Below are 14330 nucleotides of genomic sequence, written 5' to 3'. Positions count from 1 at the left end.
TCCCCATCACCCCTTGACCGACGACACCACGTTAAGCGGCTGGGCGTCCGGCAGAATATTCATGTGCTCCAGCACCTGGGCCATGATCTTGCCGAACACCGGCCCGGCCACCGAACCGCCGAAGTGCTTGCCGGCTTTCGGGTTGTTGACCATCACCACCAGCGCCACCTGCGGATCGCTGGCCGGCGCCACGCCGGCGGTGTAGTTGATGTAGCCGCCGTCGTATTTGCCGCTCGGGCCCATTTTCTCGGCGGTACCGGTTTTGATCGCCAGCCGGTAGCCCGGCACCGCGGCGCTTACCCCGCTGCCGCCCGGCAAGGCGTCGCTCTCCATCATATGCACCACGGACCGTACCGTATCCGCCGGCAGAATACGTTGCCCCATCACCGGCGGCGTCACCTTGGTGATCGACAGCGGCCGATAAATGCCGAAGGAGCCGATAGCGGCGTACTCGCGCGCCATCTGCAGCGGCGTCACGCGCAGCCCATAGCCGAAGGAGAAGGTAGCGCGTTCGATATCGGCCCAGCGTTCACGGTGTTGCGGCAGGTAGCCGCTGCTCTCGTTGCCGATGCCAAGCTCCGTCGGCCGCCCCAGGCCAAAGCTGCGATAGACCGCCGGCAGCACCGTGGCCGGCAGCGCCAGCGCAATGTGCGATACTGCGATGTCGCTCGATTTTTGCAGCACGCCGGTGATGGTCAGCTTCGACCAGTGGCCGACGTCTTTGATCAGGTGACCGTTCACCCGATACGGCGTGGTGTCCAGCACCGTATCCGGCCGGATCAACTTATGCTCCAGCCCCACCATCACCACCACCGGTTTCACCGTCGAGCCCGGTTCGAAGCTGTCGCTGCTGCACACGTTGCGAATGTCTTTCGCCGGGGTGCTGCCATAGTTGTTCGGGTTGAACGACGGGTAGCTGGCCATGCCGAGGATCTCGCCGGTGTCGATCTTGACCAGTACCGCACAGCCGGAGTCGGCCTGGTTGGCCACCACGCCGTCGCGGATCTGCGCATAGAGCACGTACTGGATAAATTTGTCGATGCTGAGCGTCACGTTCGGCGGCGGCACCGGATCCACGCTTTTTAGCACGCCGATCACCGCGCCGCTGCCGTCCTTCTGATAGACCCGCAGGCCGTTTTTGCCCTGCAACAGCGGGTTGAAGCCCAGCTCGATGCCCTCCAGACCCTGATTGTCCTGGCCGACGATGCCGATCAGCCCGGCGGCGTCCTGGCCCATCGGATAAAAGCGGCTGAAATCCTGCTCGGTGCTGACGCCGGTCAGGTGCAGTTTGCTGATATAGGCGGCGTTGTCGTCCTCCACCTTGCGCGCCAGATAGACGAAACGCTTATGCGCGTTGCTTTGGATCAGATGCTGCACGTCCGCCAGCGGGATCTTCAGCACGTTGGCCATGCTCTGCCAGCGCTCGTTACCGGTGTCGGTCTGGGTATCGAGAATGTGTTTCGGATCCAGCACGATGTCTTTGGACGACACGCTGACCGCCAGCGCCTCGTCATTGCGATCGGTGATCATGGCGCGGTTGGTCGGCACCACCTGGGTGCGGATCGAGCGCTGGTCAGCCTGATCCGCCAGTTGCTGGTGTTCCAGCAGCTGCAGATAGCCGACCCTGAACGCCAACAGAAAAAAACAGACCAGCATGCCGGCGCAAATCCAGCCGAAACGAACTGTGGAATAGGTTTTACCGCTTTTTTTGGTCGATGGCGCCACTGTTGTGTTAACCCTGCGTTTTTATTCGGTTTATGGTGTTATTTCAGTCTACCTTGCCGGAAATGGTCAGGAGATTGCAGTTTGTAAGAAAGTAAAAACAAACCGCATCACCGTTGCACATCCGCACTGTCGTTTAACTGCGGTTTACTTTGCACCTGATCGCCGGGCTGCGGCGCGTTGGCCGGGTCAAAAATGTGGTCGAGGATCGCGCGCGCGGTCGGCCCCGCCACCACGCCGTCGCCGCCGCCGTTTTCCAGGATCAGCGCCATCGCCACCCGGGGGGTTTTGTAAGGCGCGAACAGCGTATAGAAGATGTGATCGCGCAGCCGCACCGGGATCATTTTGGCGTTGTAGGTCTGGTTTTGCTTCAGGCTGAACACCTGCGAGGTGCCGGATTTGGCGGCAATCTGATACGGCGCGGTGTGGAACAGTTTGTAACCTGTGCCGTTCGGCAAGTTGGCCATGCCGTACATGCCGTTGCGTACGATGCCCCAGTAAGGCGAGTGGGGATCGCCGATCTGCGCCGCTTGCGCTGGCGGCTGGTAGCGCGTCACCCGGTTGCCCTGCTGCAGCGAATACAGCAGGTGCGGCGTTTTCACCTGGCCGTTGTTGATCAGCGTGGTCAGCGCTTTTACCATCTGGATCGGCGTCGCCACCCAATACCCCTGGCCGATGCCTACCGAAACCGTATCCCCCTGATACCAGCCCTTTTTGTGTACCTTCAGCTTCCAGTCGCGGCTCGGCAGTACGCCGCGGTACTCTTCGTTCAGATCGATGCCGGTGGACTGGCCGTAGCCGAACTGGCTCAGCCAGTGGTGGATACGATCGATGCCCATTTCATATGCCACCTGATAAAAGAAGGTGTCGGCGGACTCCTCGATCGCTTTGGTGACGTTGAGCATGCCGTGGCCGGTTTTCAGCCAGTCGCGGTAGCGGCGCTCGGTGCCGGGCAGCGTCCAGGTCGGCGCGCCGAAAAAGGTGGTGGTGGGCGTGATCACGCCGGCGAACAGCGCCGAAACGGCCATGTAGGGCTTCACCGTCGACGCCGGCGGGTACAAGCCCTGAGTGACGCGGTTGATCAGCGGCAAATCCGGGTTGGTCAGCAGCGCCTTATAGGCCTGATAGCCGATGCCTTTGACGAAAGGATTGGGATCGTAGCTGGGGCTGGAGACCATCGCCAGGATGCCGCCGTCGCGCGGATCTTCGACCACTACCGCGGCACGCTGCCCCTTCAGCACCGATTCGATGTACTGCTGCAACGGCAGATCCAGCGTCAGGTAGATGTTTTTGCCGGCCTTCGGCGGCTGCTCCTTCAGGAGGCGGATCACGCGCCCGTGGTTATCCACCTCCACCTCCTGATAGCCGGTGGTGCCGTGCAGTTCGGACTCGTAATAGGCCTCGATCCCCTGTTTGCCGATGTTGCGGTCGGCGGCGTAGTTCTCGCTCAGCCCCGCCTTGTCCAGGCGCTTGAGATCGCTGTCGTTGATCTTCGACACATAGCCCAGCACGTGCGCCAACTGGGCGCCGTAAGGATATTCACGCTGTTGATAGGTATCGATTGTTACCCCGTCGAAACGGTATTGATTGACGGCAAAGCGCGCCACCTCGGTGTCGCTCAGCCCGGTTTTCAGCGTTACCGGCTTGTAGCGGCTGTTGTGGTGCATGTCGTCGCGAAACGCGCTGATGTCTTCCGGCGTCAGGTCGACGATTGGCGTCAGCGCCTGTAGCAGCGCCGCCATGTCGGAGATTTTGCTGGGCGTGATCTCAATACGATACAGTGTCACGTTTCGCACCAGCGGAATGCCATTGCGATCGAAGATCAGCCCGCGGCTGGGGGCGATCGGCAGCATCTTGATGTCGTTCTGATTGGAGCGCGTCTGGTAAAAGCCGTGCTGGCGGATTTGCAACCGATAGAGGTTGACGATCAGCGCGCCAAAACAAACCACCACCAGCGCCAGCGCCACGCCTGCCCGGCGGATAAATAGCCTTTCTTCCGCAGAGTGGTCGCGAATCTTTTCTTTTAACAGGGCCATGCGGTGCCGTTACCTTTTGCGTCACATTTCCCCGCAAAATCAGGGGACTGAAAAGCCGGCAAGCATAGCGTTATCGGGCGCACCGCCCCATGAAAAGGTTGCTAATGAAATAGCATAACTGTTTCAGCATATTGGAATGTTACCGTCGGCGATTTTTTCACCGCAATCCCCATTGAGCCGCCGTTCGCCCCAATGCTACAATGTGATCTTAATCACACTATTCCCGATATTCCCCCGCATTTCCCTGTCGGCGCCCTGCCGGATGCGGCTTTTTGTTACATAGGATCGAGTTCGATGAGTACCATTGCCACCGGTTTAGTCATGATGCGCTGGGAGTTGCTGAGCGCCGTGATGATGTTCTTCGCCAGCCAGTTAAACGTCGTTTGCCGTAATACCAGCCGCAACGGCATGGCATTCATGTTCAGCAGCCTGGGCCTGTTTACCGCCTGCTGGTTCGTGATGGGCCTGATGGGCATCCACCTGACCCTGGAAGCCTTCACCCAATTCTGGTCTACGGCCTGGGATCGCTACGTGGACGTGGTCAGCACCATGCCAGTCGATTGGCCTATGCCGTAACCTCGCCGCAGGGCGGCCATACCGGCCGCCCCGTCGATTATTCCGTTTCCGTTGACGGCGCCGCCGCCAGCCGCGCCATCAACGCGCCCGCCTCAATCAACAGCGCCTGCTCGCGCTCACTTAGGCAGCTCTCCATCGCCGCCAGCAGCCAAGCCTCGCGCCGGCTGCGGCTTTGCTGCAGCAGGCCCAGCCCGGCGGGCGTCAGGCGCACCCGCACCCGGCGTTTGTCTTCGGCATCCGGCGTGCGCACCAGCAGCCCATCGGCCTCCAGCTCACGCAACGCGGCCGCCAGGTTAGAGGAGCGCATGCGCTCCGATTCCGCCAGCAGCGACGGCGTCGCCTCGCCGCCGTGGCGATCGATAGCCCCCAACAGCATCAGCTGGGCCCAGGATTTTTCGTCGCTGCGCGACTCGCGCCGCATACGGCGCACCAGCGACATTAACTGCGTGCGCAGCAGCGTCACGTCTTCAGGGTGATCTTTTTTCATTGGCGTCAATCTAGCGTTCAGTTTATCCCTGCTTTCACACCGCCGGATCGCGCGGTGCCCTTCCTGGCTACCGCGCCGCTCTGGCTTAACCTAGTTACCTATGATAATATAGCTATTAATATATAGCAAAAAAGACACTGCATCGGCAGGGTTACGTTTGCTCACGCATTTGCCCCTCGCCGATTAATTTGCAGTGTTATTATTATTTTGCTTAGCAAATCCCTCCTTATTCAACGTGGTACGGTAAGCCGATGGAAGCGTGGAAAGTCAATCTGATCTCGGTCTGGCTCGGGTGTTTCTTCACCGGGCTGGCGATGAGCCAAATCCTCCCTTTTCTACCGCTGTACGTCGAACAGCTCGGCGTCAGCGATCCGCAATCCCTCAGCCTGTGGTCCGGGCTGGTGTTCAGCGGCACCTTTTTGGTCTCGGCGGTAGTCTCACCGCTGTGGGGCAGCCTGGCCGACCGCAAAGGTCGTAAGCTGATGCTGCTGCGCGCCTCGCTGGGCATGGCGATCGTCATCGCGCTGCAGGGGCTGGCCACCAACGTCTGGCAGCTGTTCGCGCTGCGCGCGCTGATGGGGCTGACATCCGGCTATATTCCCAACGCCATGGCGCTGGTCGCCTCGCAGGCGCCGCGCGATAAAAGCGGCTGGGCGCTGGGCACGCTCTCTACCGGGCAGATCTCCGGCGTGATCGCTGGGCCGCTCTTGGGCGGGCTGATGGCCGATCATCTGGGGCTGCGGGTGGTGTTTTTCGTCACCGCCGGGCTGATGTTCGTCAGCTTCCTGGTGACGCTGTTCCTGATTAAAGAACGGCGCATCACGGTGAAAAAAGCGGATCAGCTGAGCGGCAAGGCGGTGTTCCGTTCGCTGCCCTATCCAACACTGATCGTCACCCTGTTCGTTTGTACCCTGATGATCCAGCTGGCCAACTCGTCCATCAGCCCGATCCTGACGCTGTTCATCCGCGAGCTGTCCGGCGACGTCAGCAATATCGCCTTTGTCAGCGGCATGATCGCCGCCGTGCCCGGCATTGCGGCGCTGATCTCGGCACCGCGCCTCGGGCGGCTCGGCGATCGCATCGGCACCGCACGCATCCTGATCGCCGCGCTGCTGTTCACCACCGGCCTGTTCGCCGTGATGGCCTGGGTCAATACGCCGCTGCAGCTGGGCATTCTGCGCTTCCTGCTTGGCTTCGCCGACGGCGCACTGATGCCGGCGGTGCAGGCGCTGCTGCTGAAGTATTCCTCCGATCAGGTGACCGGGCGCATCTTCGGGTATAACCAATCCTTTATGTACTTGGGCAACGTGGTTGGCCCGCTGCTGGGTTCGGGCATTTCGGCGATGATGGGGTTCCGCTGGGTGTTCGCCGTGACGGCGGTGTTGGTGCTTTGCAATGCGCTGCAGCTGCGCCATCAGTTCAAAAAAGTGGAGAATCAACGCGCGGGATAACGGAAAATGCGGGGAAACGCCTCAAGCAGTGGTGGGACAATGACGCCCATCAACCGTGCCACCACTGCCAAAGGCGGCCGTAGCCTACTCGACGCGGCGGTCATTTAATATTTATGTAAGTAAATAAAGTGTTGCGGGCGTGTTGAGGGCCGCCGCAGCGGCCCTTGCGGATCAGAACATGGTATTGTCGTTGGCCGATTTTTCCGGCACATCCTGATTGACGTCCCAATGCTCGGTGATTTTCCCCTGATCGTTCACCCGATAAATATCCACGCTGGCGGTGCCGCGATCCTGCGGGTTATTTTGATATTTGACGTGAACGTAGACCAGATCGCCGTTGACCGCGCTGCGGTATATTTTGGCGCTGTACTGCGGATTGTCTTTAAAGGTCTGGCTGAAGAAATCCAGGAACGGCTTGATGCCGTCGCCGACGAACGGGTTATGCTGCTTGTAGTTTTCCACAATCAGCTTCTGCGCCACGCCGATGTCGTGGCGGTTGAAGAAGCCCGCGTACAGATCTTCCACCACCTTCAGCTTCTGCTGGGCATGATGATAACCGCCTTTGCCGGTCGATTTGTAAGACGCCGCCTGATCCGTTGACAGCGCCGGGTAACTCGCCAGCAAGCCGCCGACGATCGCACAGGTGATCAATGCCTTTTTCATAACTGCTCCTTATTTTCCTGAGTGACCTACGATTTTCAGCTGCCCTTTCAGATGGGTGAAGCTGCCGTCCTTGGCGGCGATGTTGGTGTACACCTCGCCGCGCTCGAAGTCCTCGATATGCGTCACGTTGTCGCCGGACTGAGGTTCGTGCCAATAGACCATATAGACCTTCGGCCGAATCTCCACCGCAGTGTATTGCACGGTGTCAGTGATGCCCTGCGACGCCTCGCCGATACCGGTGAAGGTCATGGTCTTGTCATCGGTAAAATCCAGCTTGAAGGCGAAATCGCCGAAGGTCACCTGCACCACTTTACCGACCGCAATGAACTGCCCGTGTTTTTCCGTCATCGTTGCCGCCTTACTGTTAGTCAGGGAGGGTTGCGCCGCCGTAGCGGCGGGCAATGCCAGGGGGAAAGTCAGGGCTATCGCCAGCGCGATGCCCGTTCGCTTCACTGTTTTCATCGTTCCTTCTCCTTTCCGTGGTTGAAAACGAGAATCATTATTATTTCTTAACGATTGGCAGAAATATAAGAATAATCTCTATTCCTATCAGGCACCTGGCGGCAAAAAAAGACAGGGGGAAATCGCCGTAAAATGCCATGGCAATAGCGCGTTCTGGCCATTGGTTTTTACGCAATGAACGGAATTTCTGCTTTCAGGAAGGGAAACCACTCGGGGATTTGATGGGTCTATAGCGCAGATCGCTTTAAGCTAATGCGTATTTGTTCTTAAGCCGCCCACCGCCGGCAGGCGGCGGCGAACGGCGTGGCGTTTACCGCAGCCAGGGCGTATAAGTGACGCCGACCAGCAACCCTTCGGGGCTGAGCAAACGGGTAACACTCTGCCCCCACGGCTCTTCGCGATTGGCGACCAACAGCCGATAACCGCGATCGACCAGCCCCTGGGTGGCGGCCGCCATGTCGGCCACGTCGAACTCGATCCATGCCTGCGGCACCGCGAGATCCGCCGGCCAGCGATCGTCGCCAAAGCAGGACTGCGCCGCCTGCGCCAGCGGCCACAGGGCAAAATGCTTAACACCGTCCAGCGCGCCTTGCTCCGACAGCAGATAGGTTTCGTTGCCCGGCATCGGCTTGAGCGGCAGCCCTAGCGCCTCGACATAAAACGCCTTGCTCTCGTCGCTCTCACGCGTGACGGGCCCGAATCCGGCGACAAACAACACGCCCAGCCCGGCAAATTGTTGATCCATGCTGCTCTCCCTTCCGGTTAGCGCCCCTGCCGCACCTGCAGCGGAGCAAATCCATAGGCCGCCTTGAAGCGGTTGCTGAAATGGCTGGCGGAGCTGAAGCCGCACGCCAGCGCGATCTCGGTGATCGGCTGTTGGCTGTGCCGCAGCAGCCGTTCCGCGCGTTGCAGCCGTGCGCGCATCACAAACTGGTGCGGCGCCAGCCCGGTGGCGTGCTTGAACATGCGGGCGAAATGGTATTCGCTCAACCCGGCCTGCGCCGCCAGATCCGCCAACAGCAAAGGCCGATCGAGGTGGTTTTCGATATATTCCCGCACCCGCCTGGCCACCGCAGGCGCCAGGCCGCCGCGCGCCTGCGGCAGCTTCCACTGCAGCTGGCTGTAACGCTGGATCAGATGCGACATCAGCAGGTTAGACGCGCTGCTGAGCGCCAGCAGATTGGCGCTGTCCCGCCAGTCGCAGTTAAGCAAAAACTGGCGATACAGCAGCGTGATCTGCGGATCTTCGCCGAAGCTGCGCGGCTCTACGTTGATCGCCGCCGGGCTGCGATCCCAGGTCTGCTCCGCCAGCTGCCGCAGATGCCCGTCGGTGCAATACAGATGCACGAACGACAGATCGCTGCGCACGTCCCAGGTGGAGGCGTATTGGCGCGGCATGATGCAGAACCGATCCGGCCCGCCGCCGTTGCGCCAGCCGCCCGGCACCTGCTGGTAGCACTCATAGCCGTCGGCGACGTACAGGCTCAGGGTATGGTGATCGGCGCTTTCCTGCGTGACGCGATCGTTGCAGTTTGACCAGGCGGCCAGCTCCACGCCGGTGCCCAGCAGCACGCTGCTGTGCAGCCGCGCCTTGTGCTCACGCAGTGTTTCAAACGCCTGATAGTTGGACATCGCCGGCCCCGTTGTTCGACATGCCGACAGTGTAAAGAGTGGCGCCGCCGCATACCAGCCGCCGCCCCGCGCTTTTGGCAAAAAAAGCGCAAGAATATGCAACTGGGCGCAAAGCGCTGCAAGCGCCGCCGCGCGCCAAAGCGGATACTGCGCCATCGGTTTTTTCGGAGTAACAAATAGAATGAATGCGCTGTTGTACTTCGCCGTGGTGCTGATTTGGGGCACCACCTGGATTGCGATCACCCTGCAACAGGAAGGGCCGGTGGCCATTCCCGTATCGATCGCTTACCGCTTCGCCATTTCCGCCGCGGTGATGTTCGCCGTGCTGCTGCTAACGCGCCGCCTGCGCCGCCTCGCTCCGCGCGATCATCTGTTCTGCGTGCTGCAGGGCTGCTGCGTGTTCGGCTTTAACTTCTTCTGCTTCTACCACGCGGCGGCCTACATCAGCAGCGGACTGGAATCGGTGATCTTCTCGATGGCGGTACTGTTCAACGCCCTCAACAGCCTGCTGTTTTTCCGCCAGCGCCCCAGCCCCAACCTGCTGCCGGCAGCGCTGCTGGGTTTGACCGGCATCGTGGCGTTGTTCTGGCAAGATCTGGCCGCCACCCGCATGGCGCCGGAGCTGCTCAAAGGCATCGGCCTGAGCGCGCTCGGTACCTACGGCTTCTCGCTGGGCAACATGATCAGCACGCGCCATCAGCGCCGCGGGCTGGATATCTTTTCGACCAACACCTACGCCATGACCTACGGCGCGCTGTTGATGGCGCTGATCGCCTTGGCGCAGGGCGCCTCGTTCCAGATAGAATACAGCGGCCGCTATATCGGCTCCCTGCTGTACCTGGCGATCTTCGGATCGGTGATCGCCTTCGCCGCTTACTTCAGCCTGCTCGGCCGCATCGGCGCCGGCGCGGCGGCCTACAGCACCCTGCTATTCCCGCTGGTGGCACTGACCATCTCAACGATCTACGAAGGCTATCAGTGGCACTTCAACGCCGTGCTGGGCCTGTGCCTGATCCTGCTGGGCAACCTGGTGATGTTCGCCAAGCCGGGGCTGAAATGGCGACGGGCAGGTATCTCAAAACAAAACTCAACCCTTTGAAGTCATTGGTGAATATCGTTATCATCAGGTTTTGTTGATAACGGACGATGGCAAATGCTCAGAAGTGATGATGTGACACCCCGCGCCTACAAACAGGTGGACGTGTTTACCCGTACGCCGCTGCAGGGCAACCCCGTGGCGGTGGTGCTGGAGGCCGAGGGGCTGAGCACCGCGCAGATGCTGGCATTAGCCCGTTGGACCAACCTTTCGGAAACCACCTTTGTGCTTAAACCGACGCACCCGGCGGCGGATTATAAGGTGCGCATTTTCACCACCGAAAAAGAGCTGCCCTTCGCCGGCCACCCAACGCTGGGCACCGCCCACGCCCTGCTGGAAGCCGGATTGACGCCTAAACGGCCTGGAGCGGTGATGCAGGAATGCGGCGTCGGCCTGGTGGCGGTCAATATCCAGCCGGAAGGCACATTGGCGTTCGCCGCGCCCGAAGTTGAGTTCCGCCCAATGGCGGCTGAGGAAACAGAACGGCTGATGGCCGCTTTACGGCCCGCGGTGATTGAAGAAGGCTCCCTGCCGGTGATTGCCGAGATGGGCATTCGCTGGCTGATGGTGCGCCTGCCGGACGCACAATCCTGCCTGGCGGTGACGCCGGATCAGGCCACGATTAAACGGCTGCAAACGGCTTGCGATGTGGATGGCGTGGTGATCTATGGCGCCTACCCCACAACCGAACCGTCCGATTACGAAATGCGCGCGTTTATGGTGGAATGCGGCGCCTTGATTGAAGATCCGGTAACCGGCAGCGCCAACGCCTGCCTGGCGCGCTTATTGAAGGCCAACCGCTTTCCCGACGGCGGCCAGACCGCACAGGGCTACCAGGTGCGCCAGGGCACCCAACTGAATCGAGATGGCCGCGTGAGCGTGCGCTTTATTGACGGCGAACCCTGGATCGGCGGGCACTGCCGCACCCTGATTAACGGGACATTGGGTATTTAGTTTGTCGGCGATCGGCGCCAGCGGCAGGTGCGCGTCGATGTCGCTCTGCGGGCTGCGTTCGCCCAGCAGGTTATCCGACAGATCGTACACCAGCCGCGCGCCCGGTTTGCCCTGATTGGGTTCGCGGTGTTGCAGCAGGCGGCCTGCCATATAATTTTAACTATTTGATTTTATAATAATTTTTAAAGAGCCAAATATTAACCTTTCACGATTTATTTCACCGAAAATCAGCTGAGAATGGACTGATGTGAATTTCGCTGACACATCATCCAGATATTCCGTCACCCCATTCGAGCCACCCTTATACTTAGATGGCTCTCAATTGAATAATCTATTAGACATCATCATTTGAAAATTAAATGGCTAGCAATTTTCGCACGTGCATGTCATTACTAGGCATATATGGCGGATAATGTTCCGAGTCTTTATCAGAAACATTTTCACTATTCCCATACATATCTACTTTCTTTCTATTCCCTAAAGCCCCATACACAAAATAGGTATTTTCGAATTCTTTAACCTGCCCTTCCTGATGACCTATAATTCTCCACTCACCAGAGATTTTCTTATCAAACAGACTATATGCATCCAAAATTATTGGGTGTGATCCCACTTGTGGATTTGAGAACAGACCATCTGGCACTTTCGGCTCTTTAGAGAATACATCAAATATTTCTGCCGAGTGACCAATGCTAACCTTAGATATAATCCGCCCAAAACCATACTTTTCATCTGTTAGCTTAAAGCAGAATACATCACCCGGTTTAATAAATCTGAGCATTGTCCTTGGTTTCTTTTCCCAACCCCAAAACTCTAGCTTATTCATCAACTTTTACCTCCTAACCTTTTCTTATTCCCATAAGCATCTTTAAATGCTGCTGCGCGAGGATCTGTACGGCCATGATCGAATGAATTATATTTATTCCCTCTATTGGTCGAAGATATTTCCTCACCTATAACGCCAGTGCGGGTTTTATACTTTTCTATATAATACTGCTCATAACCACGGGCTTGACCATACTTCACGTTTTCATCTAAAAGAATCATACCCGTATTGCCACCTAAACGACCAGTATCTAAATGTTCTGCTGAACGTCTAGGTAAATCATTGGTGATGCCAACATAGTATGGGTCACCGACTGGCATGCCATTCACATCTAAATTATATAGCCCATACACATGATAACCAGAAGCATCAATTGCCGTTAAACCAAACGGATCCACCCACATCAGCGGGTTCGGCGCATACTGATACAGGTTCAACCCGCCGCGCAACCCTATCGGATCCTGCGTGGTGAAACGCCCCACCTCGGGTTCGTAGTAGCGGAACAGGTTGTAGTGCAGGCCGCTTTCGTCGTCCTATTCCTATCTCAGCGAGCGAGTTTCAAACTTTAATATTTGCTTTTCAAATACCATTGGGTAATGATGGGATGTTTTTTCAATGAGTTTATCAACCTCTTCACCTGTAAACCTTGCAACTCCACTCAATAAGTGAGAATTATTATCTTCACTCACTCCTGTTAGAATGAAGTATCTCTCTGATGTCAGAGTTTCGCCAAAGTGTAATTTACAAGAAATACTACACTCATCATCATACGAATTTATCAACCCTAACAGTGAATCACTCTCACAAATCAAATCCGCCTGCAAGAATAAATAAACCCCACCACCACTATATATTGCTTTATAAATCCTCTCCACAGTTAGAAGGCTCACATCATCACTAACCTCAACCATATCAATAAAATAGTTTCTATTATTAAAAATAATATCTTCTTTTTTAGTTACATTTCTCTTTAGTTCCATCAAACCGTTTTTACCCACAGCTCTTTTTATACTTTTTATTTTGTCACTTACGTTATCCACATAATAGTCATCATCAAGGAATACAATCCTTTTAACCTTAAAGCTATTTATTGTTTCCCATAACTTTTTTATGTATAGCTCATATTCGTCGCTTGAGAACACATTAACCAGAGAAAGATCCGTGTCTTTTACTGAGACACCAATTTTTTTTAAACTAGCTTTTGCATCAGTAATCAGCTTTATTCTCATTAGAAGCACCTATCACCTTTGTATTTATTAGTATTCCTTGGTCGGCCTTTCTCATAAGAGAAATGCTCGCCTTTAGTACCATGATAATGTGGTTTCTCAAAAGTGTCATTGTCCGTGAAAACATGCCCTTGATGATGCACTTTTACACGACCAACCTCAGAATTATTTCTCATAATCCGTTCCTCATGCAAAATGCCTGAGTTAAGTTTTGAGTTTTCAGATTGGGTTATATCCTCGACTACTTGGACTTGGTATGTTTGCGATGTAGGGATACCTTGCGAACGCATAGCCTCCCGTCTTGCTGCTCGAGACGTCTCAAGCGTTTTATCCCCTGGGAGTTGGTCTCTTCTGGTACTCAACCCCAGCGGATCCACCCACATCAGCGGGTTCGGCGCATACTGATACAGGTTCAACCCACCGCGCAACCCTATCGGATCCTGCGTGGTGAAACGCCCCACCTCGGGTTCGTAGTAGCGGAACAGGTTGTAGTGCAGGCCGCTTTCGTCGTCCTGATATTGCCCGGCGTAGCGCAGCGGCTGCTGATATTGCGCGCCCTGCCGCTTCGCCGCGCCGGCCACCGTCTGGCCCTGCAGCTTGCCGAAGGTGTCGTATTGCCCGGACCAGCACAGGTTGCCCGCCGCGTCGGTCACCTCCAGCGGTGCGCTGTTCAGATCGGTGTGATACCAGTAAATATCTGCCGAGCGGCTGTCGCCCGCCTGCTCCAGCACCGCCAGCGGGCTCCACGGGCTGGCCGGATCGTAGCTCCAGCTGCGGCGGCTGCCGTCATCGCGCTGCTCCTGCAGCAACCGGTAGCCTTGCCACAGGAAACGGGTCGTCTGTTCGGTTTTGCCCTTGTAGCGCACCGCCTTGCGGCTGCGGCGGCCCAGCGCGTCGTAATGGTACTGCGCCTCGAATTCGCCCTGCGGGCCGCGGCCGTGCGCCTGCACCAGCCGATTGTCGGCGTCGTAGCGGTAGTGCTGTTCATACAGGCCGTTGCGCCGGCTGATCAGGTTGCCCCAGGCGTCGTAACGGTAAAACAGTTTTTGCCAGTGCGTCAGCCGGTTATCGACGATCGGCGCCAGCGGCAGGTGCGCGTCGATGTCGCTCTGCGGGCTGCGCTCGCCCAGCAGGTTATCCGCCAGATCGTACACCAGCCGCGCGCCCGGTTTGCCCTGATTGGGTTCGCGGTGTTGCAG

Annotated in this window: 14 protein-coding genes and 1 pseudogene; 4 read left to right on the top strand and 11 right to left on the bottom strand. The window is 57.4% G+C overall.

Annotated features, from left to right (window positions below; genetic code table 11):
- Window positions 1–6 precede the first annotated feature (6 nt).
- A complete protein-coding gene (locus tag C9411_RS00075; protein ID WP_038875183.1) occupies window positions 7–1725 on the bottom strand; it encodes a penicillin-binding transpeptidase domain-containing protein in 1719 nt (572 codons plus the stop codon).
- A 107-nt stretch (window positions 1726–1832) separates the two neighbouring features.
- Window positions 1833–3758: a penicillin-binding protein 2 gene (gene mrdA, locus C9411_RS00070; RefSeq protein WP_107226158.1), complete on the bottom strand. Its 1926-nt coding sequence runs from the start codon at window positions 3756–3758 to the stop codon at window positions 1833–1835.
- Between the two features lie 294 nt (window positions 3759–4052).
- Between mrdA and C9411_RS00065 the strand changes: the two genes are divergently transcribed.
- Complete coding sequence (locus tag C9411_RS00065) at window positions 4053–4334, top strand: YjcB family protein (protein WP_107226157.1); 282 nt, start codon at window positions 4053–4055, stop codon at window positions 4332–4334.
- 37 nt (window positions 4335–4371) lie between these two features.
- Here C9411_RS00065 and C9411_RS00060 read toward each other — a convergent pair whose 3' ends face one another.
- A complete protein-coding gene (locus tag C9411_RS00060; RefSeq protein WP_107226156.1) occupies window positions 4372–4821 on the bottom strand; it encodes a MarR family winged helix-turn-helix transcriptional regulator in 450 nt (149 codons plus the stop codon).
- A 251-nt stretch (window positions 4822–5072) separates the two neighbouring features.
- Here C9411_RS00060 and C9411_RS00055 point away from each other — a divergent pair, with 251 nt between their 5' ends.
- The gene (locus tag C9411_RS00055; protein ID WP_063989820.1) at window positions 5073–6272 is read left to right on the top strand and encodes a multidrug efflux MFS transporter; all 1200 of its coding nucleotides are present in this window, start codon (window positions 5073–5075) and stop codon (window positions 6270–6272) included.
- Between the two features lie 171 nt (window positions 6273–6443).
- On the opposite strand, the gene C9411_RS00050 is transcribed toward C9411_RS00055, so the two are convergent.
- From C9411_RS00050 to C9411_RS00035, 4 genes are all read right to left on the bottom strand, one after another.
- Window positions 6444–6935, bottom strand: coding sequence for a nuclear transport factor 2 family protein (locus C9411_RS00050; RefSeq protein WP_107226155.1), 492 nt, complete (start codon window positions 6933–6935; stop codon window positions 6444–6446).
- A gap of 9 nt (window positions 6936–6944) precedes the next feature.
- Window positions 6945–7397 (bottom strand): MoaF N-terminal domain-containing protein, encoded by a 453-nt coding sequence (locus C9411_RS00045; RefSeq protein ID WP_204275775.1) that lies wholly within the window; start codon window positions 7395–7397, stop codon window positions 6945–6947.
- 310 nt (window positions 7398–7707) lie between these two features.
- Entirely contained in the window at window positions 7708–8142 is a 435-nt protein-coding gene (locus C9411_RS00040; RefSeq protein WP_107226154.1) for a glyoxalase, read from the bottom strand.
- Window positions 8143–8159: 17 nt separating this feature from the next.
- On the bottom strand, window positions 8160–9029 hold the full coding sequence (locus C9411_RS00035; RefSeq protein WP_107226153.1) for a helix-turn-helix domain-containing protein: 870 nt from the start codon (window positions 9027–9029) through the stop codon (window positions 8160–8162).
- A 181-nt stretch (window positions 9030–9210) separates the two neighbouring features.
- Between C9411_RS00035 and C9411_RS00030 the strand changes: the two genes are divergently transcribed.
- Window positions 9211–10128, top strand: a complete 918-nt coding sequence (locus C9411_RS00030) for a DMT family transporter (RefSeq protein WP_107226152.1) — start codon at window positions 9211–9213, stop codon at window positions 10126–10128.
- 54 nt (window positions 10129–10182) lie between these two features.
- Window positions 10183–11079 (top strand): PhzF family phenazine biosynthesis protein, encoded by an 897-nt coding sequence (locus C9411_RS00025; RefSeq protein WP_107226151.1) that lies wholly within the window; start codon window positions 10183–10185, stop codon window positions 11077–11079.
- A gap of 355 nt (window positions 11080–11434) precedes the next feature.
- Here C9411_RS00025 and C9411_RS00020 read toward each other — a convergent pair whose 3' ends face one another.
- The 4 genes and pseudogenes from C9411_RS00020 to C9411_RS00005 all read right to left on the bottom strand — a co-directional run.
- The gene (locus C9411_RS00020; protein ID WP_107226150.1) at window positions 11435–11905 is read right to left on the bottom strand and encodes an immunity 26/phosphotriesterase HocA family protein; all 471 of its coding nucleotides are present in this window, start codon (window positions 11903–11905) and stop codon (window positions 11435–11437) included.
- Window positions 11905–12438, bottom strand: a pseudogene (locus tag C9411_RS00015) (RHS repeat-associated core domain-containing protein); the annotation flags it as partial. The gene C9411_RS00020 and the pseudogene C9411_RS00015, both read right to left, overlap by 1 nt.
- A 6-nt stretch (window positions 12439–12444) precedes the next feature.
- The gene (locus C9411_RS00010) at window positions 12445–13134 is read right to left on the bottom strand and encodes a hypothetical protein (RefSeq protein WP_107226149.1); all 690 of its coding nucleotides are present in this window, start codon (window positions 13132–13134) and stop codon (window positions 12445–12447) included.
- Window positions 13134–14330, bottom strand: a 1197-nt coding sequence (locus tag C9411_RS00005) for an RHS repeat domain-containing protein (protein ID WP_146158845.1), incomplete at its 5' end; no start/stop codon positions are given. The genes C9411_RS00005 and C9411_RS00010, both read right to left, overlap by 1 nt.

The sequence above is a fragment of the Serratia sp. Nf2 genome, from assembly GCF_003028435.1.
Classification (GTDB): Bacteria; Pseudomonadota; Gammaproteobacteria; order Enterobacterales; family Enterobacteriaceae; genus Serratia; species Serratia marcescens_L.
The sequence above is the reverse complement of the archived record's forward strand: the minus strand, read 5'-3'. Positions and strand labels throughout refer to the sequence as shown.